Source organism: Halalkalibacter sp. AB-rgal2 (assembly GCF_041821005.1).
In the GTDB taxonomy this organism is placed as follows: Bacteria; Bacillota; Bacilli; order Bacillales; family Bacillaceae_D; genus Halalkalibacter.
On record NZ_JBGUAV010000002.1, the window covers coordinates 275,973 to 300,220 of the forward strand.

A 24,248-nucleotide genomic window follows, 5' to 3' on the forward strand; every position below is an offset into this window, starting at 1 on the left:
TTTAGGAGGTTTACTCATGGAAAGCATTCTCGTTGAAGAAGTTCAACATACATTAAACTCAAATTGCAACAAACCTGTATACATCCATTTAGAAACGACGAATGGTGCCTATGCTTCCCATAATGACGAATCTTTTTTTTCTGCGGGAGCATTCATTCGTAATGCACAAGTTATCTATTCACATGGAAAAGTAGCTGGAGAAGGTCCGTATCGAGTAGGATTAAAACTAGAAATCGGATGGATTTATGCTGAAGGGTTAACGCATTATGAAATTGATGCAGAAAATCGCTTGTTACTTGCGGGGCATGGGGCTGATGGGAAATTAGCAGTAGCTCTACAAATTAGTGAAAACCCATTTACATAAGAAAGGAGAGAATAATTATGGAAACAGAAAGACATGTATTAGTCGTATTCCCTCACCCGGATGATGAAACATTTGGAGCAGCAGGAACGATTGCCATGCACGCTAAGCAAGGTACCCCCATTACGTACGCATGTTTAACATTAGGTGAAATGGGACGAAATTTAGGAAACCCACCTTTCGCAACACGTGAATCATTACCACTTATAAGAAAGAAAGAATTAGAGCAAGCGGCAGAAGTAATGGGCATAGACGATTTACGTATGTTAGGCTATCGTGATAAAACGATTGAATTTGAACCAGAGGAAGAATTACAAGCCGTTGTCCTTCATTTAATTGCTGAGTTGAAGCCTTCATTGGTCATTACCTTTTATCCTGGCCATTCTGTTCATCCAGATCATGATGCTACTGGACGTGCTGTTACTCAAGCTGTACAGTCCCTACCAGTAGCTGATCGGCCGAAAGTCCATTGTATTGCTTTTTCCAACAATCACCTTAATGATATCGGTGAACCTGATATTATTGTTAACATTGAACCCTTTGCAGAAGTGAAACGAAACGCATTACGAGCACACCTTTCACAAACGGCTTGGATGTTAGAAGAAATGGAACCCAAATGGAAAAAGGGAGATCCTGAAGCATTGGCTTGGTTACAAACAGAACGTTTCTGGACATACCGGTTTGCATTTTAATATTCTATATATTAGTACTACATATGTCCATCTATTTCATGCAATAGATGGACATTTTTTATGACTATAAACTCAACTTGAACATTCATCCTTTCTCTTGTATACTATGATATTTGTAAAGAGGCATTTTCATAGAAAAAAAGAAAAGGAGTGGTTATGTGCTTTTAACCGAGCCACGCACGGATGAAAAGCAATCGACATGTGATGACGTAGAATTTCAACTATTTCGATTACAACAAAATGTAAAAGAAATAGCAAAAGGCAAGCAAGTGATTGGAATTGAACAATCCAAAAACGAAAAATGGGTGATTGTATCCATGATAGATGATGGGCATTCATGTCATATTATGATCCATGAGTGCAACTCTGCCTACCGCGGACATTGGGACTTTATGCTCCAGGCTAAATATACAGATGATTTCAGCCTTTTTATAGGCGATATAAAAGGAGAAGAAAATAAAGGTTTCGGTTCTATCTGTATGGATTATTTAAAGGAGCATGCCAAAGAACAGAATATTCATAGTATTAAAGGCGACCTTGCTAAACGAGATTGGGGCCATCTTGATAGACTCATCCATTTTTACGAGAAGCATGATTTTGATGTTGAGGTTGATTATGAAAATCAAAATGGATCAATTGTTTGTCAGAGGCTGGGACATAACTAAAGTGTCTATCTGGAAACCCGAACAAAAGATGAACGTAGCGGATGAAATATACGTAGACTCCTGCGGGATGAAAAGCCAAGGGTGAGACCCCGCAGTGCGAAGCACGAGGAGGCTCACCGGCTTCACGCGGAAAGCGAAGTATATTTCAGGAGCGGTTTACGTCCACCATCTATCATTGTTCGGCTTTTCTTTTAGTTAAACCACTTTTGTCCCAGCCTCTTTGTATTTTAGCTGATCATAATTTGGGTCATAATATTAACTTAAAAGTTGGTATCAAAAGTTTGACTGCTTCTTGTTGTATTATTAAAGCTTAATATCTATATATTACTAAATTGATCAGCCGGTTATTTTGTTCTTTTAATTTGTTCTGTCCCTACCAATCAAGTACTTGATAACCTCATTTTACAGACTGGTTAGTGATATCTCCTAAACATTCAGATATTAGTTTCATGTTCACATTTTGCTGAATAAAATTGTTGCATGAGTATGTCGTTAATGGTGAGCTCAACATATTACTAAAGGAGTACACACGTAACATTTAAGTTAACTATTAAAAGAGTCAACATCAGTTGAACTACACCTCGATTTTTCCACTATGTCTAACATTCGAGGTGTAGTTTTTCTTTACAATCCTACAAATGACCGATTGACTCAATCGGCAGAGACCTAACATGATTTCTTATATTGAATTATGAGTTATTAGGAGGCTCTAAAGCTACCTAACAGACCAGTCTACTTCATAATTTGGTATAGACCATTTTATTTTCCCACTCTATTGGAGTCGTGTGATAACAAGGTGTGCTGAAACAGGCCTTGTTCCTCCAGCGAGAGGAGTGATGATTAGTGCTGCGGCATTGCCAGCTGGATTTTGTACAGTGAGTATTGAATTGATGCTTGTTGTTGTTACAAGAGCCATTCCTACTATCTGGGTAGTACCGGTTGCTCGCCCAACCACCGTATAGTCTAGGTCAGCTCCATCGAGAGTTAAAATCAGTTGTCCCGTTTCGCTTACACTTACCTGAAACAAGACCTGATAAGTGCCAATTTCAGACAAGTTAAATGTACTAGGACCAGTACGGGTTATATCAGTCCCACTAATAGGTCCGTCTTGCGGAAAACTTACGTCTGTACCGGGAGCAACTGTTGCTGCATTATCAGGTGGCATCAATGCATAAAAATCTGCAAAGGCTAATACTCCTCCTGCCGGGCCGGCTGGGCCCTCTGGACCCTCTGGGCCGGTTGCTCCCGCTGGGCCCGCTGGACCGGTTGCTCCCGCTGGACCCTCTGGGCCGGCTGGGCCCGCTGGACCCGCTGGGCCGGTTGCTCCCGCTGGACCCTCTGGGCCGGCTGGGCCCGCTGGACCCTCTGGGCCGGTTGCTCCCGCTGGACCCTCTGGGCCGGTTGCTCCCGCTGGACCCTCTGGGCCGGTTGCTCCCGCTGGACCCTCTGGGCCGGTTGCTCCCGCTGGACCCTCTGGGCCGGTTGCTCCCGCTGGGCCGGCTGGGCCCCGTGGTCCAGGTGGACAGATGCATTTTTTCCGAGGCTGTTTTCGAACCGGATATATCGGACAGCATCCTTTATATGGTTTTCCAAAATTTGACACAGTTATCATCTCCTTTATCACTTTATCATTAGATTATGTCTGGTTGGGTAAAAAGGAAACAAAATGATTAGTTTAATTCAAACTAAAAAATAATGTTGTGAAATAAATCGTGTTGATGAGAATTAGAGGGCATATGTCTTATTACGAACAGAGAAGGGATTTCGTTTAAACGTGTAAAGTATTTAAACCTGAATTATTCATGTAAAATCGATGATCGTATACATCGTCTATTAAATGGACAATTTCTTTAAATCATCATGCATAAAATAAATGAAAAAAGAACCCATTTCTGATAAGGTTATACTCCGAAAAAATAACCTTCAGAAAGGATTCTTATAATGGTAAAAAAAGGTAAATTGTAGTTATTTTTCATTATCATACGTTTTTAGAGCATGATAGGTCGCAGTCACATCCCCATTTTCAGCAATATATTCTTCTCGTAGTCCAAAATCAGCACCATCTATTTCAACATTCACTTCATTTATCTCATTTTCAGAATGATTAAGAATTGTTTCTTTTAGCTCATTAGAGTTCACCTTTGAGTCATGTATAATAATTCGAGTAAAATAGTCTCCATCATAACCCAAACAATAACATTACGCTGTAGTTCTTCGCCTGAAAACAGAAAACCTTCTAAAATATAAATCGTATAGTCAGAATCACTTCGATTTTCAATGCCTTCATTTAGTCTATAGTGGTCTTCTTTTTCTTCATACGTCTCAATCTATACGAAATAACAAAAGCTATAACGATAATAGGAATAAAGAGTGGACTTAAGCCTATTAACCATACAATTATAGCTGAAACGGAAGTAATTAAGAAATTAACTGTATCGATAAATAATTTCTTGGCCTCTTCCCAAGTATTTAAGTCTTCCTCACCTTGAATCGTTCCCACTCTTACAGTATCTTCTTTTAAATCGATACTAACGCTAGAATAGCTCACTTGATTTTCAAGGTATTGCATACGACCAGTGAGTTGCTCTATTTCTTCCTGCGTATTCGCTAAATCCTGTGAAATCGCTAGTAAGTTCTCTGTATTCTCTGCTTCCTCAAGAAATTGTAGAAGCCGCTCTTCAACCGCTTGTTTTGAAGATAAGCGCGATTCTAAATCAACATATTCCTCTGTCACATCCTGAGCAATTGTCTCGTGATGGTTCACCTTTTGAGCATGCTCACTCACCTCTTCCATAAATAGGACAAATGATTCTTCCGGTATACGAAAGGCCATTGTACCGTATGGGTTTGTTTCTGATTCAAAAAAAGTGGATTCAACTACATAACCATTGTATTCTGTAGCTCTCTCTTGTAAATGACCCATGCTTTCCATTAAGCTTTCTACATCAACAGACATATATGATTGGTAAGAAATCATTCGTTCCTTTGCAAATGCCGCGCCTTCACCTGATACAACATCAGGTGCACTTTCTACTTGATCAACACTATCAGAACGACTGCTTTCCTGCTCAACAGCATATTCAATGCTTAAAGTATCTTCAGCAACTAATTCCTCTCCAGCGCTTTGACAACCAGCAACGGTTACGAACAAACTAGTAATGAGTAACAGAAATATATTTTTCATCATTGACAACCCCGTTTCTTTTTTTATAAATGAAACGAGTGTTGACTGAAAATGGTTTCAAAATCATTTCTTTTAGGTAACGATTAGTACATTCTTTCACCAAGTCTATCTTATTGCAACAAAAAGTGGTATTTAAAGGTTCCCTAACCTTCAAATACCACTCTTTTATTGTTACGTTATTTGCTCAGTTATAGCCTCTTTCGTAACGGCCCAATGTGTAGCTGACCATATGACCTGTTGATCTTTCACAAAAATACATTGAGGTGATTCATGCTTCAAATTTAAATCTTCAGCGATTTGATTTGATATAGGACGTTGTTCAATCACCTTTACTAATGCATACTTGATTTCATCATTTTTTTGATCGTTTACATAAGCAGTAAATTGATTATACGCTTCTGCACTAATTGGACATGTTGTACTATGCTTCAAAACTAACGTCGGTGTATGACTAGCTAACAACTCTTTCCATTCATCCATCGATTGTATGTCCCTTACTTTCTCACTCATCTAAAACACCTCTTTTATTTAAAATAATACATAAATGCTAATGCACCAGGTCCAGTGTGTGTACTTATAATAGGTGATGTCTCTGCAATTGATACAGGTGCATCTGTTAATAAATGTATCATATCGCGGACTTTTATAGCTAGTTTTTCAGCATCTACTTGAGAAATTCCAATTCTTTTCACTTTTTTCCCTGCAGTCTCTTGCTCAAATTTCTTTTTAAAAAATGCTAATATCTTTTGCTCTGTTCTTACTTTAGCAACAGGAGTATACACACCATCATCTAGAGAAGCTATCGGTTTAATTTTCAATAATGAGCCTATAAGCGCTCTTCCACGCCCAATTCTGCCACCCTTTACTAAATAGTCTAACGTATCAACCATCATATATAAAGACGTTTGTTCACGTATCGTATTCAAATGAGTGACTATATCTTTCACAGAAAAGCCTTGCTTCGCTTTTTCTGCCGCTTCTATGACTTGAAAACCAAGCGCTTGTGAAATAAACGATGAATTAACGACTGTCACTTCACCATTAAATTCTTGCGCAGCAGCTCGTGCAGATTGATACGTGCCACTCATGCCTTCGGTAATGTGAATCGAAATGACATGTGTTGTTGATGGGTCACTTAATAACCGTTCATACACTTCGGAAAATGAACCCATTGATGGTTGCGATGTTTTTGGTAATTCCTCAGATGCCTTGAGCTTGTTGAGGAACTGCTGCTTCGTTAGATCGACACCATCGAGAAAAGTTTCTGATTGAAACGTAATTGATAACGGTACAACCGTAATGTCATAAGTCTGAATAACATCATTAGTTAAATCACAAGTTGAATCTGTTACTATTTTAATCGTCATAAAAGCTCTCCTTACAAATAATCTCACTATTACTATACCATAAGACACCCATCAAATCGGATGAAAATTATATCAGTAATGTGAAACGTATATCTTGATAAGAAATTGACTCAGGTAATACCTCTTTAATCGGTTTCAACCTTTCAGTCCCTACTTCTTCAGCTGCTTTTCTAATAAGCTTCTGCTTGTGATCGTCTACATACTGAACTAATTCTAAATGGACCCCTTCCTGTTCCGCACGAATCAAATGTTTGATTATCGTCATTTCCGTTAAGGAGAAATAGGCAGCTACATCGGGGACAGACGGTTGTTCCTTGAAACGATTAGCTGTATCTAAATAATTCGTCTTTAATTTCCCTGAATTCGCTTTTGTTTTCAAAGGGGACTGATCTGGCTTTCGATCCACAAATTGTTTTAACTCATCTAAAAAAACAAGCCCGTACTTTCCCCACTTTTGTTCACCTACACCATTAATACCCATTAATTCCTCTTTTGTTTGCGGGATATACTGACTCATTTCCCTTAACGTACGGTCTGAAAAGATCATATATGGAGGAATATTCTGTTCTGATGCTAGCGCTTTTCTTAATGCTCGCATTGCTTCAAACACATCATTTTGTTCTTCAGGCTTATCATTCCCTTTTGCTTCGAAAACATAAATGTTCCTCTCACCTTTCAACACAGGTATTACTTTTTCTGTCAAGCTCAATGTTGGATAAGAGCTACCAGTTGGTGCAATATACCCTTCAGCAATTAATAAATCAATTAATTGAGCTACTTGCTTCTGGCTCCACTTATTTAGTAATCCATATGTAGGTAGTTCTTGGAATTGAAATTGCTTAATCTTTTGATTAGAGGAGCCAATTAATATTTGTGAAATGATCGTTTTCCCAAATTTCTCTCTAACCCTTTTAATGCATGAAAAAATCATTTGCGCCTCTTTTGTCCGATCTAGCTTTTCTCCTTCCTTTAGACAATTTGAACAGCGTCCACATGTTTCAATTGAACTATCGCCAAAATAGTCTAACAAATATTGCTGAAGGCATCGTTCCGTATGGCAAAAACTCGTCATTTGTTGTAATTTTTCATACTCATGTTTCATTCGTTCCTCATTTAATAATGATTGTTCAATAAGAAAGGATTGCGTCCGAATGTCTTGTGGAGAAAATAAAAGAATACATTCGCTTAGTTCCCCGTCACGTCCAGCACGTCCAGCTTCTTGATAGTAAGCCTCTATCGTTCGTGGCATATTGTAATGAATCACATACCGTACATTCGATTTATCAATACCCATTCCAAATGCATTTGTTGCTACTATGACTGGTGATCGGTCATACGTAAAATCTTCTTGAGCTTTTATTCGCTGTTTCTCAGACATCCCACCATGGTATGCAGCCACATTGATCTGCTTCATTCTAAGCCATTCGGAAATGGATTCAACTTCTTTTCGAGTAGATGTGTATATAATTCCCGATTCACTTTGCCTGCTTTTCAAATATGACAGGAGAAACGCTTTCTTATCGATACCTTTCTTTACTTGAAAACGCAAATTATGACGAGCAAACCCTGTAATAACAGTATGTTCATCCGTAACAGACAAATATGACTGTAAATCCTCCTGTACTTGCTTTGTAGCTGTTGCCGTCAAAGCAAGTACAGCGGGAGATCCTTTTAAGGCATTCACCCATTCCGGAATGGATAAATAGCTTGGTCGAAAATCATGTCCCCATTGAGACAAACAATGAGCTTCATCAATAGCAATTAACGATACTTCTACTTGCTCAACAAGTGCTTGAAAGCTGGAATGCTCCATTCTTTCTGGAGCAACATATACGAGCTTATACGTACCGTTTCGAATGTCTTCATACCTTAGCCTTTCTTCATGAGTAGACAATGAACTATTAATATACGTTGCAGCCATATTGAGTTCAACTAACGCATCCACCTGATCCTTCATAAGAGATATTAAGGGAGAAATAACGATTGTCACTCCAGGTAAAATATATGCTGGTATTTGATAGCAAATGGATTTCCCTCCACCTGTCGGCATGATACCGATTGTGCGTTGCTTCGATAAGACCGATTTGATAATCGCCTCTTGTCCTTTACGGAATTGATCATATCCATATATTAACTTTAATTTCTTTTTTGCAGATTCCATTAGAGCTTCCATCATTATCTCCTTTTTCATCTAACTTGTATTTGCTTCTATTTTTTTGGTTATCTTATTTATAAGAGGTTATTCAAAAAGGATTGGTATTCCTTTTTTGAATGACCTCGAAGTAATGAGCGTAGTTACTACATTTTTTGAAAGTATTGTAGACGCGGTGCGAACGGATCCATTTGAACAGGCTTTATAAAGAATTAAAACAGAGGTGGCATAATGAATGAATCTTTACAGCGGTTAAATACAATCTGTATTATTGTTTTAAGCTTTTTCATGCTCTTTCCTGTTTTTATTTGGCTTTTCACTGGAACATCTTTTATTGAATCCTATCAACTATTCCCACTTGATTTATCACTATTTTTTGCCATTTTATTAGGAGCGGTTATTGTTAATTACACCATTAAATCGTCAAAGCTATTAATAACGATAATGGGAGTAGCAATCGCTAGTTTAATCGTTTATTACCTTCTATAGTAAAGATCGTAGCATATATTCGTCCATTGTTCGATACGTTCATCCATCAATTCTCCAATCGATATTTTCTATTATCAAGAAATCTTTATTAAATTGTTGTTAAGTACTATCACTTTAGCGCTTTGAATGGTATAATGCATTCGATATATAGACATTGGAGGATACGTAATAAATGATTACAGTAACGAATGTTGGATTGCAATTTGGAGATCGAAAGTTATTTGAAGATGTAAACATTAAGTTCACCCCTGGAAATTGTTACGGATTAATTGGAGCTAATGGGGCTGGAAAATCAACTTTTTTGAAAATTTTATCAGGAGAAATTGAAGCACAAAAGGGTGACGTGCACCTGAAGCCAGGGCAGCGCTTAGCTGTTTTGAAACAAAACCATTTTGAATATGAAGAAATCGAAGTATTAACTACCGTTATAATGGGCCATCAACGCTTGTATAAAGTCATGCAAGAAAAAGATGCGATCTATATGAAGGAAGATTTCTCAGACGAGGATGGTATGAAAGCAGCAGAGCTTGAAGGAGAATTCGCTGAATTAAATGGTTGGGAAGCTGAATCAGAAGCAGCCGTGCTTTTAAAGGGGCTTGGCATTAAGGAAGAATTACACACAAAGAAAATGGCTGATTTAACCGGTTCCGAAAAGGTCAAAGTTTTACTTGCTCAAGCCTTATTTGGAGAACCAGATGTTCTTTTATTAGATGAGCCGACGAACCATCTTGATTTAGCAGCTATAGAATGGCTTGAAGAATTCCTGATTCAATTTGAAAATACCGTCATTGTCGTTTCACATGATCGACACTTCTTAAATAAGGTGTGTACACATATCGCCGATTTAGATTTCGGGAAAATTCAAATTTATGTCGGAAATTATGATTTTTGGTATGAATCAAGTCAACTTGCATTGAAGATGGCTCAAGATCAAAACAAGAAAAAAGAAGAAAAAATTAAAGAGCTACAAGGCTTCATTGCACGATTTAGTGCGAACGCTTCTAAATCCAAACAAGCGACTTCGCGTAAAAAGCTTTTAGATAAAATTGAACTTGATGATATCCGTCCATCTTCAAGAAAGTACCCATATGTTCACTTTTCAGCTGAACGTGAAATTGGTAATGATGTATTAATGGTTGAAGGAATTAGTAAAACGATTGATGGTGAACGCGTTTTAAATAATGTCAGCTTCACGATGAACCGTGAGGATAAAATTGCACTTGTTGGAGATCATGAATTAGCAAAAACAGCACTTTTTAAAATTTTAACAGGTGAAATGGATCCTGATAGTGGTTCATTCAAATGGGGGATTACAACTTCACAAGCCTATTTTCCAAAGGACAACTCAGAGTATTTCGAAGGAAGCGACTTAAACTTAGTTGATTGGCTCAGACAATACTCACCTGATGATGATAGTGATACATTCTTAAGAGGCTTTCTCGGAAGAATGCTATTCTCAGGAGATGAAGTTAAGAAAAAAGCGAGCGTTTTATCTGGAGGAGAAAAAGTTCGTTGTATGCTCTCTAAAATGATGCTAAGTGGAGCAAATGTTCTCCTGCTAGATGAACCTACGAACCATCTTGATTTAGAATCAATTACAGCAGTAAATAATGGATTGATCAATTTCAAAGGAGCCATGATCTTTAATTCACATGACCACCAATTTAATGAATCCATTGCAAACCGGATCATTGAATTAACCGATGAAGGGCTCATTGACAAGGAAATGAGTTATAATGAATATTTAGATTCTCATAAAAAATGATCATTCTGACGTAAAGCTCTAGTTATTTAGCTAGGGCTTTGACTTTTTTTTCTGAAGCGGTATTTACCAAACCGAATAACAATAACGATAAATAATATAGAAGCTAATGCAATGATAACCGTATAAACGAAAGTAGTCCAATCGGTAATCGTTCGTCCAAAATAAAAGCCAATTAAAAAGTAACAGCTTTGCCAGATCAATGCTGACGAAAACGAAACTATTGCAAACCAACGATATTTCACTTTAGACATTCCCATACCAAGTGGTACAGCATGACGGATAAATGGGAAAAAATAGCTAAAGCTTGCTGCTTTTAAACCATACCGATCTAATAACACCTTCCCTTTATTAGCCCTTACCCTCCAAACCGATTGCGCTTTTTCATCTGGGGTCGTAGTTGAAACCTTTTGAATCTTCGTACCGATCATATATAACAAGCTTCCATGAAAGAGAATACTAGAAAAGACAACCGCGAAGGTCGGAAGAGGAGAAAGTAATGTTGTAGTAGCTAGTAACCCGGTGCTCATTAGTAAAACTTCATTAGGAACAGGGAACAAGAAAAGCCCGATAATTAGTGTGATAAATAAGGCAAGGTACCCACATTGTCGAATAAATGTTATCCAAATATCGAGATCTTCTCCCATATTATTTCCCCCTTCTCATTTTAAACCTAACCTTTGAAATAATCTTTATAATAGCCACCTACAGAACCTGTATTATCAATCACAAAATAAAATTCATCCGTTTCATTTTTAAGCTCATACGTTTTCCCTTTTGTTAACGCACGATCAACCATATATTTCTTAGCATTCGTATGAATACATTCTACATTTCTAATCGTTTTTCGTTCTGACCAATTCACATGAATCATACCTTCACTTCCTTCTTACGTAGTTTCAACGATAGTATAACATGAATGGGAAAAGGTGGCACCACCCACGCTATAATATTCATAAAACAAGGATGCCGTTTAAGGCATCCTTGTTCATGTACATTAACCTTCAAGTAATAACGTCTCAGGGTCTTCAAGCATTTCCTTAATACGAACAAGGAAACTAACAGCCTCTTTACCGTCAACAATTCTGTGGTCATAAGACAATGCAATATACATCATTGGACGATTTTCGAAGTTTTCTTGATCAATCGCGACTGGACGCCATTGGATCTTGTGCATACCCAATATTCCGACTTGAGGTGCATTTAAGATTGGTGTCGACCATAATGAACCGAAAACCCCACCATTTGTTATCGTAAAAGTACCACCTTGTAAATCAGAAAGTCCTAATTTGTTATCGCGTGCTTTCTTACCCAGCTCTGAAATCTCACTTTCAATACCAGCGAAGCCAAGCTTATCTGCGTCACGAACAACCGGAACGACGAGCCCATCATCTGTTGAAACCGCAACCCCAATATCATAAAAATTCTTTTTAACAATTTCGTCACCTTGAATTTCTGCGTTTAATAAAGGGAATTCTTTTAATGCTCCAATAACTGCTTTTGTGAAAAAAGACATAAACCCTAATTTCACTCCATGTTTATCATAAAATGCATCCTTGCGTCTTTTACGAACATCCATCACGGCTGACATATCAACTTCATTAAAAGTTGTTAACATGGCAGCCGTTTGCTGAGACTCCACTAGACGTTTCGCGATCGTCTGTCGACGTCTTGACATTTTAATACGTTCAACGGGCTTCGTATCGTTAGTAGATGACGTATTTGAAGCTGCTTGAGGCGCTTGAGCCTGTGGAGCAGGCTTAGATTGATGTGCATCTACGTCGTGCTTTCGAATTCGACCTGTTGGGTCTGTTGTTTGTACAGCTTGAAGATCAATTCCCTTTTCACGTGCTAACTTACGAGCAGCAGGTGAAGCAAGTAATCGTTCATTTGCAGGAGATTCTGACTTATCTGCAGTTGGTTCCTTTGCTGCTGGCACTTCCTTCTCACTCTTATCTGTTTTTTCAGTAGTAGATGGTGATTTCTCTTTTGTGCCAGCTGTTGAAGCTGTTCCTGTTTCATCAATAACAGCAATCACTTCGCCTACTTCAACCGTATCTCCAGGCTCTCTCGTAAATTCCTTGATGACACCTGAATGCTCAGCAATAATTTCTACATTCACTTTGTCAGTTTCTAACTCGGCAATATACTCCCCTTGATTCACATGTTCTCCAACTTCTTTTAACCATTGTGCTATCGTTCCCTCTGTAATTGACTCCGCTAGTTCTGGTACTTTAATCTCTATCACCGTAATGGCCTCCTCTTAGTGTTTACGTGTCAAAGATTCTGTCACAATACGTAGTTGTTCTTTCTTATGAGAAACCGGATCTCCCTCTGATGGACTTGAGCGATGTGTTCGACCTATGTAGCTAACCGACACATCCTCGGGTGCAATTTCTTTCACTCTAGATTCCATAAAAGGCCATGCTCCCATATTTTTTGGTTCTTCTTGAACCCATACAACTTCTTTTAGGTTTTTATACTTTGAGAACAAAGAACGAATAGGTCGTTTTGGGAATGGATAAAGCTCTTCAACTCGAGCGATATGCAACCAATCCCAATCTTCATCTTGCTTTTTCACTTGATCAGCTAGATCGATTGCAACCTTTCCACTACACAATATAATGCGTTCAACTTTATCGACCTTTTCTCCTAAACCTGCTTGCTCGTATACAGGTAAAAATTCCCCATCAGTAAAAGCATCATGTGTGGAAGCCACATCCTGATTACGCAACAAACTCTTTGGTGTCATAATAATTAATGGTCTTACAGCATTCTTTTGTAGAATTTTTGCTTGTCTTCTTAAAATATGGAAATATTGGGCTGCTGACGTACAGTTCGCAATCGTCCAATTATTCTCAGCAGCAAGTACTAAAAAGCGCTCCACTCTTCCACTAGAATGCTCAGGACCTTGACCTTCATATCCATGAGGTAAAAGAATGACCAAGCCAGACTTTTGCCCCCATTTCGCTCGACCTGCTGACACCCATTGATCAAAAATAACTTGAGCACCATTAGCAAAGTCGCCAAACTGTGCTTCCCATAGAACAAGCGTTTCTGGTGATTGAACGTTATAGCCATATTCAAAACCAACTACCGCTTGCTCAGATAGCGGGCTATTATACACAGCGAATGATGCATTGGCTCCATCAAATTCTTGAAGAGGAGTGAACACCTTATCATTTGAGCGATCATGTAAGACAAGATGTCGATGAGCAAACGTTCCTCGTTCAGAATCTTGTCCACTGAGACGAATAGGAGTTCCATCATGCAAAATCGTTGCAAACGCTAATGTTTCTGCTAAAGCCCAATCTACTTTACCGTCTTCCTTAAATGCATCTCCACGGCGCTTTAGAATTTTTTCGAGTTTCACATTCGCTTTGAATTCATTGGGCCAATTCAATAATTGTTCATTTAATTCTTTTAACGTTTCAAGTGCTACATTGGTCTTTAACTTAGGTAACCCATTGACGATATAATCAGGCGGTGATAATTCAAACGTCTTTTCCCTCTTCTTTGCGACAATTTCATCATAATCAGCTTGCAATGTTGATTGAAATTCTTTATCTAATTCATCACCGTAGAATGCAGCGATCTCTTCGTTGCTAGCAAGCTGTTCTGCATAAATTGCACGAACGGTAGGATGTTTGCGAATTTTTTCATAAGTACCCGGTTGAGTAACTGCAGGTTCATCCATTTCATTATGTCCAAAGCGGCGGTAACCAATTAAATCAATAAGAAAATCTTTTTTGTACTTATTGCGATACAATACTGCTAAATGAATAGCCGCAATACAGGCCTCTGGATCATCGGCATTTACATGAATGATCGGAATCTCAAATCCTTTTGCTGGGTCACTTGCATATGTCGTTGATCTTGAATCATACGTTTCTGTCGTAAAGCCAATATTATTATTTGCAATAATATGTAGCGATCCTCCAACTTGATATCCTTTTAATCGACTTAAATTCAACGTTTCTGTTACGATACCTTGACCAGGGAACGCTGCATCTCCATGAATTAAAACCGAGTAAGCCTGAGAAACATCTTGCTTAGGAAACCCTTTTTTACTACGATCTTCTTGCGCTGCCCGAGCATACCCTTCCACGATCGGACTTACAAATTCTAAGTGACTAGGATTGTTTGCTAGTGAAACAATCGCTTCAGCTGTATTCTCATCACGAATTTGACGATCTGCTCCTAAATGGTATTTCACATCACCTGTCCAACCATTTTTTGTTCCAGTTGAATTATCAGAAGGAATTAAGTCTTTTGGTGCATGTAAAAATTCAGAAAAAATCATCTTGTAAGGTTTATTTAACGTATGTGCTAACACATTTAAACGACCACGATGAGCCATACCAATTAATACGTGTTTTGTACCATTATGTACTACATCTCTAACAGCTTCATCTAACATTGGAACTAAGATGTCTAACCCCTCAATAGAGAACCGCTTTTGCCCAACAAATGTGCGATGAATAAACTTTTCAAAGCCCTCTACTTGGGTTAAACGCTTAAGTAGGTTTACTTTTGTTTCTTTTGAAAATGAAGGAATATACTCCCCTGATTCCACCATTTGTACTAACCACTGGCGTTCTTCCAAATCATGAACATGGTTAAATTCAAATGCAATCTTTTTAGTGTAAACATCTTTCAAATAATTAATAGCATCCAATCCATCTTTCACATAAGCAGGTGCATCTGGACAAATTAAATCAACAGGTACATTTTTCACTGAATCCTCAGTTAAATGATATCGCTTTAATTCAAAAATTTCAGAATGCTTGCTTGAGTGGTTAATCGGATTTGTTTCGGATACTAAATGCCCTTTACGGCGAATCATATCTGCTAATTTTACCGCATTCACATACGTCCTCATCTGATTCGATGAAGGCTCAACTTGTGAAGCTGAAACGAAAACACGATTACCTGATGCCGTTTCTTGGTCAGTCGGTGGAGGCCCCCATTCTTCAAATAATTCTCGCATATGTTGATCAACTGAATTGGGGTTTTCTAGAAATGACTCATATAACTCAATGGCGACGCCAAGATTCGGACCATGAAACCCCTGCCATGGTTCTCCCGGATTGTGCTCCTTGCTTGACATGATGTAATTACCTCCTAATTTGCTTCCTAACTAACATCTATGATAGCAATCAATGTATAACGCTTTCACACGTATTTTAACATATTGAGCGAATTTGTTAAAGTTTTACTACATATATTCATAGAATTATTTTGTAAGGTTATTTCACAATAGGTAGAGTGTTCTTTTGTAACATTTCACTAAGAAAATCGGCATAAGCAACCTCTTTTACAAAACAATAAATTATGATATGTTACATTGATGGGAGGTTAAATATATGCTAGAAATTGACAACACCTATAACCAACTTCTTTCGAGAGCTTGTTTAAACTGTCTAGACCCACAATTTCAACCTCCGAAAGATACAGTAGAAAAGGTTGGTTGCTGTTCATATAGTCCTACATTTCAACTTTTAGATATTTTTCGAATGTGTAACGATAATGTGGATCAATTTTGGTCGATCTATCATCACCCAGCTGCTATCATTCATCCTTACTCCATTTTTGTGAAAGCCGAAGTTGATTCAGCATTTGATCAGCTAAACACTCAATCCTTATCGCCGCTTGAAAAAGATGATAAACGAACTAGTTATTCCATTTGTCAATTTTTCAGAAAAGGAAAAGGGTGTTCCCTTCACCCACAATTTAAAAATGCCGTCTGTCGAACGTTTATTTGTACAACAATTGAAGAGCAATTAACGTCGAGTGATCAAAAAACGATGAAAGAAATGATCAAAAAAGTTTATCAAGAAACAAGGGATTTCCAAGCAATTCATAGTAAAAACCTAAAAAGTCAATTCATAGATCTAAGGGACAACCCAAAAGCAATTGTTCACTATTTCCAATCAATTAACTAACACATTTTGCTGAACCCATTCTTCAAATTGCTTTTTCTCATTTTCTGTAAACTGAAACAAATGGCAATCACAACCTTCATCCCGTAATACAACTTGTAAAATGGATTGTCCCGACAGAATCACTAAAGCTTCAGGATCAACTAGTTCCTTTGGCACATCCCCAGAAAAAGCGATAACAAAATGCGTCCATTGATTCACTTCATATTTTTCTTTTACATGAATGTCTGTAAATGTACATTCATGATAATTCTCAAATTCTAAGTCAATCATTTTCTCCTTTCCTCCTTCTTACTTTTTTTATTTCTTCTCATAAAAGTCACAATGAAGAAGCCCGCCATTGGGACTTCTTCACGATCATACTACTTAAAAGCTGTTATAAACAGTAACTTGGTCAATAGGCTTTCGTTCTGATGGATAGGCTTCTTTTAAAGCTGTTCCTACTGTCATCAACATGACGGGTACAAAGCGTTGAGGAATGTGAAAAGTCTTGATTAATTCATCCCGTTTAAATCCACCAATTGGACAAGTATCATACCCTTTTTCCTTAGCAGCTAACATAAATTGCATGCCTGCAAGCGAAGCATTCAAAAACGCCGCATCACGTGCAAAGGACGTTTCCTTCCCATGTTCATAAGCACGTTCAATTTGACTAACAAGTGCATCTCGTACTTCTTTTGTCAACTGACCTTTTTCTAATGCAACATCGTATATTTCACTTGCCTCTTGACCCGCTTCACAATCTCCTAATAACACAATCACTGCGGAGCTATCAACTATCTGCTGTTGATAATATGCAATTGGTAACAGCTCTTCTTTTTTCTTTTGATCATCAATAACCAAAAAGCGCCAATGCTGTAAATTCCAAGCGGAGGGTGCGGACGTTGCAGCTTCAAGTAATTCAGTCATTTCTTCTCGTGTTATTTCTAAACCCGGCTTATAATGTTTAACCGAATGACGATTGTTCATTACGGCGATCGCACTTGCTAATTGTTCTTGGATACCCATTCTTCTGTACTCTCCTTCAATATATTCATTTCCTTTATCGTATCTAACGTATCATTCTAGTGTAAACTAATTTGCTCATTTTAAGCATTTTCTAACTTCTAACACGTCGAGCTTTGTCTGTCCATCCATAACACGAAGCAGTTTCTTTCACTTGAGTAGACTAGTTCATTTTATTCGTACATAAGATGGTTGAACGGAGGTGAATCATTTTGACTTATCTAACCATCTTCTTAATGGCTCTTTTAATCAGTTTAGATGCGTTTGCGATCGGATTCTTATTCGGGCTTAAACGAATACGTATCCCATTATCTCTCATTATTATGATTGCGTGCTTTTCTAGTGCGATTATTTTGATCTCAATGACCCTTGGCCGTTTAGTTGGTGATTTCATTCCGACAACGTTAACCGACACTTTATCCGGCTTGTTATTAATCGGATTAGCCTTTTACCACCTTTTTTTTGAAATACCATTTTATCGTAAATCGTTTTTATTCGTTATCACCCTTTTTATGAATATCGATAATATCGGTTACGGATTTCAAGCAGGATTTCAAAACCATTCATTTCTCTTCGCGCCATTATCGGGCATGATCATTCTATTCGCCTTTGTTTTTGGGATCATTTACGGTCACATTACAACAAGTCGTATTATCCTTCATTATTTACGTTTCTTACCTAGCCTTCTATTCTTCTTTCTTGGTTTGCTTAAACTAGTCAAGTAGCTTTTACATGTGAAAAGAACTCAATGAGGTTTCCCTCTGAGTTCTTTCTTAACGAACAATTCCTACACTATGCTGTTTAGCAACCGAAATTTCAAAGAAGTCATCACCATCTTCATATATACGATCAATAATAATGAGAACATCCTCAAACGAGACAGAGTGATTATTCGTCTGATTGCCCTTCATAAATTGTATCATTGCTTGAATCTCTTCATTTATTCGTTTTTCAAGATTTTCATCGGTGGTACGTTTATGACGAATTCGATCAGTAAAATCTTCTGGATATTGAGGTAAACCCATATGACATTCCTCACTTTCATCTTCATATATGTTCATCTTAATTGTAAGTAGAGAAATGATCAACTATTGTGTAAGAATATTTCCTAGGCAAGCGCATAAATCTACAAAGTCCTACAACTAGATAGAGCTTGAGGACATATTGTCGACAATAATTTCATCATTTTGACTTTAATTTAAAACACCCGTAATGAAATACCTTCATTACGGGTGTTGAATTATTCATTTTTTTCGTAAATAATAATGGCTAAGAAACGTTCGCTTGACCCGTCATAGGCTCCTGTTAATTTAATGTCGACAAATTCACCACTTAAATTCTGGATTGTTTCATTGATTCGGTCCTCCATCGTTTTAGATGAAGACGTTTTGATTACTTTTACTTGACGCATCATTAACACCTCCTAAGTAACATTACAATACCTATTCTATACCATTACCTTCTAACCCTTTTTCTAAACAAAATAATCTTAGAAAACCGATTCGGTCACTATCCTCACAACTACATAGCTTTCAATGGCTCACCAGCAACACTTTTGTTCAAAGCTTACATGTTTAGAAGATACGTTGCGTATGTATGTCTCGAGCCATAAACACGAATTTTAGAAAGATCCCTACAACTCCTCAGTACACTATCAGCTTATAACCTAATGTAAGAAAGTAAGGATTGAAATAACACAATTCTTGTTTGCGTACAAGAGAAATTTCAAACAGGTGATTATCATTATGTCCCCTTAATCATGTTAACAGGCACAACAGAGTTTTCATTCTTTGCGATGTGAAATCATTATTTTGCAGAAAGTATGCAAGATGGTAGCTTGTTTACGGATGTTGAAAAACTTGCCGAATTTACATTTTACACCAAATAAAACAGTCAACTTTACTCTCATTTTAATACAAAAGAGTCTGCTGTAATGATGTATGAAAATTACGATGCACCTATTTATACGTTGGAAATGGCTTTTGGAGAAGATCTAACTGAAACGTTTTACAATCCTCTCATTTAAACTACTCCTATAAAACTTTTTTATCACAAAAAAACGAGTGCCATTGAAATTAATCAATAGGCACTCTTCACATTGCAAATAAACTATTTATTTTAATGTGGTCACTCAAAACACTTTTTATTACACGTACAATTCTATCGATTATCTACATTCTCAGGATACAAGTCATGATTCATCATACGGTACTCAGCCATTTTTTCATATTTCGTCCCTGGCTGTCCATAATTTGTATATGGATCTATTGAGATGCCACCACGAGGTGTGAATTTCCCCCACACTTCGATATAGCGAGGATCCATTAATTTAATGAGGTCATTCATAATAATATTCATACAATCCTCGTGGAAATCTCCATGATTACGAAAGCTAAATAAATATAGCTTGAGTGACTTACTTTCGACCATTTTCACATTTGGAATATAGCTAATATAAATCGTCGCAAAATCTGGTTGATTTGTTTTTGGACAGAGGGATGTAAACTCTGGGCAATTAAACTTGACAAAATAATCTCGATTTTGATGCTTATTGTCAAACACTTCTAAGACCGCAGGATTATAAGAAAAGGTATATTCCGTTCCTTGATTACCGAGTAAGTTTACACCGTCTAGTTCGTTATCTGATCGACCGCTCATTTGCTCACCTCCACTTCTGTTATTATACGCCTCGTTTATTTCCCCACACAAAAGTATGCAGTTGAGGTAATACACGAACATCATTCATTTCGACACTGCTTAAGGTCAATTCAATCAGCCATTCATACCTTATCAATAATTGAGAGACGAGTTCATCTTTCTTCGTTGAGGTTACTTGATCATTCCCTACTTGCAAAAACATCGCAACATCAGGATAACGTTGATGGACCATTTTCGCATACTGAAAATCATCTTGATCAAAGATAACAACTTTTAGACTCACTTGCTCCAACGACAAAAGAGACATCACATCGTCTAATTGATTAAAATCTGTTTTCATTTTTGAACTAGGCGGTTTAGGTGAAATCGTCACTTCGTCGATCATCGTTAACCAATCCTGCCAATAGGAACCTTGAGTTTCAAGTGCAACTGTCCAATTCTCTTCATGACATAACTCAACAAACTCAGCAAGTCCTTTATGTAAGGCTGGATTCCCACCTGATATGGTTACATGAGAAAAGCGATTATCACCTTGCTCTTTAAGAGCTGTGACAATCGCAGAAGCATCCATTAACACACTTTTTCCTGTACCGTCCCATGTGAAGCTCGAATCGCACCATGAACAGCGATAATCACACCCTGCCGTTCGAACAAACATAGTCTTCTGACCGATGACCATACCTTCACCTTGAATCGTCGGGCCAAACACCTCCATTACCGGTATCTTCATGATAATTCCTCCGGTTTAGGACGATAAACAACATAGCTTGTAGGTGTTTCACGAACGAGAACCTGTAAGCACTTCGGTTGATGTGGTAACGATTTTAATTTTTCATGAATCGTCTTCCAAATTTGTTCTGCAACACGCTCTGTCGTAGGAAAGATTTCCTTATATTCGTTATGGTCATTTAATAGCGTATGATCATAACGTTTATGGACTAGGTCCTTAATTTGTTTAAAATCGATAAGAAACCCAAGTTCATCAAGTTGATCACCGGCAATCGTAACATTGATAAAATACGTATGGCCGTGCATATTTTTACAAACCCCTGCTTTTTCATCTGGAATAAAATGAGCTGCAGATAAGTTCATATCTTTATTTAATTCATAACGATACGAATGAGGTACCTGTGGGTAAAATTGTTGTAGCACTATTCTTCCCTCCTTTCCTTTTGATTTTCATATTGCATTAAGCCTTGCATTCTTAGTTTACACGATGGGCACTCTCCACAGCCATCACCACGCACTCCATGATAGCAAGTTAATGTTCTCTCACGAATAAATGACAAAGCATTTAATTGATCAGCAAGCTCCCATGTCTCTGCTTTATTAAGCCACATTAGCGGTGTATGAATAACAAACTGTTGGTCCATTGCCAAATTAAGCGTCACATTCAATGACTTCACAAATTGATCACGACAATCGGGATAGCCACTATAATCAGTCTCACAAACACCCGTTACAATATGCTTTGCTCCTATGCTATGGGCGTAAACAGCCGCAAATGACAAAAACAGATGATTACGACCTGGAACAAAGGTTGATGGCAATTCACCATCCACCCCATCCTCGACCTCCATATCATGATGTGTTAATGCATTCGGTGAAAGCTGATTCATAAAGGTCATATCTAGAAGGTGAAAGGAAACACCTAGCTCCTTCACAATATCTTTTGCACAATTAATTTCTTCGTAATGACGCTGACCGTAATCAAAGGTTACAGTTGCTACTTCTTTAAATTCTTTTAGTGCCCATAATAAACAAGTCGTACTATCTTGTCCACCACTAAAGACGACGACCGCCTTATCTTTTTTCATGACTCATTTCTCCTTTAATTAGCGTTAATTGCCGCTATTTATGAAGAACGAGCATTCGATCACTCCTATTAGGTTAATCATTTTATAATAAAACGACAAGAAAACTGTACCACTGTACAGTTATCACCTTAGTTTTTTATAGAGGGAGTTCGCGAACCTCTTTCTTATCACTATTATCATAGCATAAATAAACAATGTCGTGCTATTCTTTTCTCTCGGCCATAATATTGGTATAGTATGTAATGAATGGAATGCATTAATATAAATTAGAATTGAGGTAGATAAAGATGTCCAGTTTTGCGGAAAAATTAGAGAAATACGCTGAGCTTGCTGTTAAAGTCGGTGTGAACATTCAAAAAGATCAAACTCTTGTTGTACGCTCTCCGATTTCAGCAGTAGACCTCGTTCGACTCGTAGCAAAAAAAGCATACGAGGCTGGTGCGAAAAATGTCCATGTCGAATGGAGTGACGAGGAATTAATAAAGACGAAATTTAAGCTTGCCCCCGATGAGGCCTTTCATGAGTATCCGGAATGGATCGCAAAAGGCTATGAAGAAATGGCAGAAGGCGGTGCTGCCTTCTTAAGTATTACCGGCTCAAACCCAGATTTATTAAAAGAGGCTGATCCAGAGCGCGTATCTAATATGAATAAAGCAAGCGGAAAAGCCATGGAAGGCTTCCGTTCTTATATTATGAGCGATAAGATTAGCTGGTCCATTGTCGCAGTTCCATCAGAAGGATGGGCGCAAAAGGTTTTTCCGGATGCTCCTGTTTCAGAAGCGATGGATAAGCTTTGGGAGGCGATCTTCTCAGCAACAAGAATCAATGAGGACGATCCTGTATCCGCCTGGAACGACCACTTAAATAACCTTGACCAAAAAATGAACACATTAAATGAAAAACATTTTCATGCTCTGCATTATCAATCTGAAGGGACGGATCTTGTCATTGAGTTGCCGACTACTCACCTTTGGGTCAGCGGAGGTAGTATCAATAAAGATGGTGTATCTTTTGTTGCTAACATGCCAACCGAAGAAGTATTTACTTCGGCAAAGAAAACGGGTGTGAATGGGACCGTTTCAAGCACGAAACCACTAAATTACGGAGGAACACTCATTAATAATTTTTCGTTAACCTTTAAAGACGGCAAGGTGATTGATTTCAAAGCGGAAGAAGGCTATGAAACATTAAAGCGTTTAATTGAAACGGATGAAGGCTCAAGCTATATTGGTGAGGTCGCACTCGTTCCTCACGATTCTCCGATTTCAAATGCGGATATTATCTTCTTTAATACGTTGTTTGATGAAAATGCGTCAAACCATTTAGCTTTAGGCTCTGCTTACGCTTTTTGTATCGAGGGTGGAAAAAAGATGTCCAAAGAAGAGCTTGAGAAAAACGGATTGAATACGAGCTTAACGCATGTTGACTTCATGATGGGCTCTGCGGATATGAATATTGATGGTGTGTATGAAGACGGGAAGCGTGAGCCGATTTTCCGCGATGGGAATTGGGCGTTTTAATAAGAACGTAGATGTTATAAGTTTCTCAATGATTTAATTACTTATATAACCTTTTATTCAAAAAACAGGCACAATAATCAAATAAAGTTTATCTAATTTCCTCGCTACGTCTTGTTATATCTTCGGCAAGACGTGGCTATAATTCTCTAAGATCATTATTAGAGAAGCATCTCCTAGTCATCCTAAAATCACCTTAACTAGTACTAACGTGCTTTGTACAGATGACCATATCAAGTGCATTTATACATCTCCATTTCTCAGCTTCTCTCCAACTACTATTATTTAAAATTCATTTAATTAGGTTTGTTATCAACTCCGCTTAGATATGAATGGTTCATACACTAGGTGATATCTTGCTCCTTATTTGAAAAATCCCCATTAAACTCTAAAGTAGTTCATGGTTTACTTTTTTAACAAACCCTAACTATAAATAAGAGATTTCAACAAAAAAAGAGAAAAACCGTTCGCTCCCGGGATGGGGGCACGCTTTCCGCAGGAGGACGCTGAACTAACTGGCTAACGCCAGTGGATTTCAGCCTGCCCTTTCTTCCTGCTGGAGTCGGCCATCCCGTCCGCTTAGATCCATTTCTGTTGTTAGGCACATTCTTTTCAAATGAGCATATTTTTACTTATA

Annotated in this window: 25 protein-coding genes and 1 riboswitch; of the genes, 8 read left to right on the forward strand and 17 right to left on the reverse strand. The window is 37.9% G+C overall.

The window, feature by feature from the left end:
* Positions 1-16: 16 nt before the first annotated feature.
* The 3 genes from ACERJO_RS02860 to ACERJO_RS02870 all read left to right on the forward strand — a co-directional run bounded on the left by ACERJO_RS02860 (position 17) and on the right by ACERJO_RS02870 (position 1,718).
* Positions 17-364 carry a YojF family protein gene (locus ACERJO_RS02860; RefSeq protein ID WP_247105437.1) on the forward strand — a complete coding sequence of 116 codons (348 nt, stop codon included), beginning with the start codon at positions 17-19 and terminating at the stop codon, positions 362-364.
* 17 nt (positions 365-381) lie between these two features.
* Positions 382-1,053, forward strand: coding sequence for a bacillithiol biosynthesis deacetylase BshB2 (gene bshB2, locus ACERJO_RS02865; RefSeq protein ID WP_247105436.1), 672 nt, complete (start codon positions 382-384; stop codon positions 1,051-1,053).
* A 158-nt stretch (positions 1,054-1,211) separates the two neighbouring features.
* Positions 1,212-1,718: a GNAT family protein gene (locus ACERJO_RS02870; RefSeq protein ID WP_373646486.1), complete on the forward strand. Its 507-nt coding sequence runs from the start codon at positions 1,212-1,214 to the stop codon at positions 1,716-1,718.
* 772 nt (positions 1,719-2,490) lie between these two features.
* Here the strand turns inward: ACERJO_RS02870 and ACERJO_RS02875 are convergent.
* From ACERJO_RS02875 to recQ, 5 genes are all read right to left on the reverse strand, one after another.
* Entirely contained in the window at positions 2,491-3,321 is an 831-nt protein-coding gene (locus tag ACERJO_RS02875) for a collagen-like protein (RefSeq protein WP_373646487.1), read from the reverse strand.
* A gap of 684 nt (positions 3,322-4,005) precedes the next feature.
* Complete coding sequence (locus tag ACERJO_RS02880) at positions 4,006-4,902, reverse strand: DUF4349 domain-containing protein (protein ID WP_373646488.1); 897 nt, start codon at positions 4,900-4,902, stop codon at positions 4,006-4,008.
* Between the two features lie 171 nt (positions 4,903-5,073).
* The gene (ytxJ, locus tag ACERJO_RS02885; protein WP_373646489.1) at positions 5,074-5,412 is read right to left on the reverse strand and encodes a bacillithiol system redox-active protein YtxJ; all 339 of its coding nucleotides are present in this window, start codon (positions 5,410-5,412) and stop codon (positions 5,074-5,076) included.
* A gap of 14 nt (positions 5,413-5,426) precedes the next feature.
* A complete protein-coding gene (locus tag ACERJO_RS02890; RefSeq protein ID WP_373646490.1) occupies positions 5,427-6,269 on the reverse strand; it encodes a DegV family protein in 843 nt (280 codons plus the stop codon).
* 67 nt (positions 6,270-6,336) lie between these two features.
* Positions 6,337-8,442 (reverse strand): DNA helicase RecQ, encoded by a 2,106-nt coding sequence (recQ, locus tag ACERJO_RS02895; protein WP_373646491.1) that lies wholly within the window; start codon positions 8,440-8,442, stop codon positions 6,337-6,339.
* A 210-nt stretch (positions 8,443-8,652) separates the two neighbouring features.
* Here recQ and ACERJO_RS02900 point away from each other — a divergent pair, with 210 nt between their 5' ends.
* The gene (locus ACERJO_RS02900; RefSeq protein WP_247105428.1) at positions 8,653-8,910 is read left to right on the forward strand and encodes a hypothetical protein; all 258 of its coding nucleotides are present in this window, start codon (positions 8,653-8,655) and stop codon (positions 8,908-8,910) included.
* A 172-nt stretch (positions 8,911-9,082) separates the two neighbouring features.
* Complete coding sequence (locus tag ACERJO_RS02905) at positions 9,083-10,675, forward strand: ABC-F family ATP-binding cassette domain-containing protein (RefSeq protein ID WP_373646492.1); 1,593 nt, start codon at positions 9,083-9,085, stop codon at positions 10,673-10,675.
* 26 nt (positions 10,676-10,701) lie between these two features.
* Here ACERJO_RS02905 and ACERJO_RS02910 read toward each other — a convergent pair whose 3' ends face one another.
* The 4 genes from ACERJO_RS02910 to ACERJO_RS02925 form a co-directional block, all read right to left on the reverse strand.
* On the reverse strand, positions 10,702-11,319 hold the full coding sequence (locus ACERJO_RS02910; RefSeq protein WP_247105426.1) for a DedA family protein: 618 nt from the start codon (positions 11,317-11,319) through the stop codon (positions 10,702-10,704).
* Positions 11,320-11,345: 26 nt separating this feature from the next.
* Positions 11,346-11,546 (reverse strand): DUF6501 family protein, encoded by a 201-nt coding sequence (locus ACERJO_RS02915; protein ID WP_247105425.1) that lies wholly within the window; start codon positions 11,544-11,546, stop codon positions 11,346-11,348.
* Positions 11,547-11,669: 123 nt separating this feature from the next.
* Complete coding sequence (gene odhB / locus ACERJO_RS02920) at positions 11,670-12,920, reverse strand: 2-oxoglutarate dehydrogenase complex dihydrolipoyllysine-residue succinyltransferase (RefSeq protein ID WP_373646493.1); 1,251 nt, start codon at positions 12,918-12,920, stop codon at positions 11,670-11,672.
* 15 nt (positions 12,921-12,935) lie between these two features.
* The gene (locus ACERJO_RS02925) at positions 12,936-15,782 is read right to left on the reverse strand and encodes a 2-oxoglutarate dehydrogenase E1 component (protein WP_373646494.1); all 2,847 of its coding nucleotides are present in this window, start codon (positions 15,780-15,782) and stop codon (positions 12,936-12,938) included.
* Between the two features lie 256 nt (positions 15,783-16,038).
* On the opposite strand from ACERJO_RS02925, the gene ACERJO_RS02930 reads away from it, so the two are divergent.
* The gene (locus ACERJO_RS02930; protein ID WP_247105422.1) at positions 16,039-16,617 is read left to right on the forward strand and encodes a hypothetical protein; all 579 of its coding nucleotides are present in this window, start codon (positions 16,039-16,041) and stop codon (positions 16,615-16,617) included.
* Here the strand turns inward: ACERJO_RS02930 and ACERJO_RS02935 are convergent.
* Together ACERJO_RS02935 and ACERJO_RS02940 are read right to left on the reverse strand one after the other, a co-directional pair.
* Positions 16,606-16,887 (reverse strand): hypothetical protein, encoded by a 282-nt coding sequence (locus ACERJO_RS02935; RefSeq protein ID WP_247105421.1) that lies wholly within the window; start codon positions 16,885-16,887, stop codon positions 16,606-16,608. The two genes, ACERJO_RS02930 and ACERJO_RS02935, sit on opposite strands and share 12 nt — an antisense overlap.
* A gap of 93 nt (positions 16,888-16,980) precedes the next feature.
* Entirely contained in the window at positions 16,981-17,622 is a 642-nt protein-coding gene (locus tag ACERJO_RS02940; protein ID WP_373646495.1) for a nitroreductase family protein, read from the reverse strand.
* Between the two features lie 209 nt (positions 17,623-17,831).
* On the opposite strand from ACERJO_RS02940, the gene ACERJO_RS02945 reads away from it, so the two are divergent.
* Complete coding sequence (locus tag ACERJO_RS02945; RefSeq protein ID WP_247105419.1) at positions 17,832-18,344, forward strand: manganese efflux pump; 513 nt, start codon at positions 17,832-17,834, stop codon at positions 18,342-18,344.
* A gap of 48 nt (positions 18,345-18,392) precedes the next feature.
* On the opposite strand, the gene ACERJO_RS02950 is transcribed toward ACERJO_RS02945, so the two are convergent.
* The 6 genes from ACERJO_RS02950 to queC form a co-directional block, all read right to left on the reverse strand.
* The gene (locus ACERJO_RS02950; protein ID WP_373646496.1) at positions 18,393-18,644 is read right to left on the reverse strand and encodes a hypothetical protein; all 252 of its coding nucleotides are present in this window, start codon (positions 18,642-18,644) and stop codon (positions 18,393-18,395) included.
* A gap of 215 nt (positions 18,645-18,859) precedes the next feature.
* Positions 18,860-19,030 (reverse strand): hypothetical protein, encoded by a 171-nt coding sequence (locus tag ACERJO_RS02955; protein ID WP_247105417.1) that lies wholly within the window; start codon positions 19,028-19,030, stop codon positions 18,860-18,862.
* Between the two features lie 749 nt (positions 19,031-19,779).
* Positions 19,780-20,277, reverse strand: a complete 498-nt coding sequence (queF, locus tag ACERJO_RS02960) for a preQ(1) synthase (protein WP_247105416.1) — start codon at positions 20,275-20,277, stop codon at positions 19,780-19,782.
* 22 nt (positions 20,278-20,299) lie between these two features.
* Entirely contained in the window at positions 20,300-21,007 is a 708-nt protein-coding gene (queE, locus tag ACERJO_RS02965; RefSeq protein WP_247105415.1) for a 7-carboxy-7-deazaguanine synthase QueE, read from the reverse strand.
* Positions 21,004-21,429 (reverse strand): 6-carboxytetrahydropterin synthase QueD, encoded by a 426-nt coding sequence (queD, locus tag ACERJO_RS02970; RefSeq protein ID WP_247105414.1) that lies wholly within the window; start codon positions 21,427-21,429, stop codon positions 21,004-21,006. Before queD ends, queE begins: the two co-directional genes overlap by 4 nt.
* Positions 21,429-22,094, reverse strand: a complete 666-nt coding sequence (queC, locus tag ACERJO_RS02975) for a 7-cyano-7-deazaguanine synthase QueC (RefSeq protein WP_373646497.1) — start codon at positions 22,092-22,094, stop codon at positions 21,429-21,431. Before queC ends, queD begins: the two co-directional genes overlap by 1 nt.
* A 122-nt stretch (positions 22,095-22,216) precedes the next feature.
* Positions 22,217-22,260, reverse strand: a riboswitch (PreQ1 riboswitch).
* Positions 22,261-22,381: 121 nt separating this feature from the next.
* On the opposite strand from queC, the gene ACERJO_RS02980 reads away from it, so the two are divergent.
* Complete coding sequence (locus ACERJO_RS02980) at positions 22,382-23,614, forward strand: aminopeptidase (protein ID WP_373646498.1); 1,233 nt, start codon at positions 22,382-22,384, stop codon at positions 23,612-23,614.
* Positions 23,615-24,248: the final 634 nt, after the last annotated feature.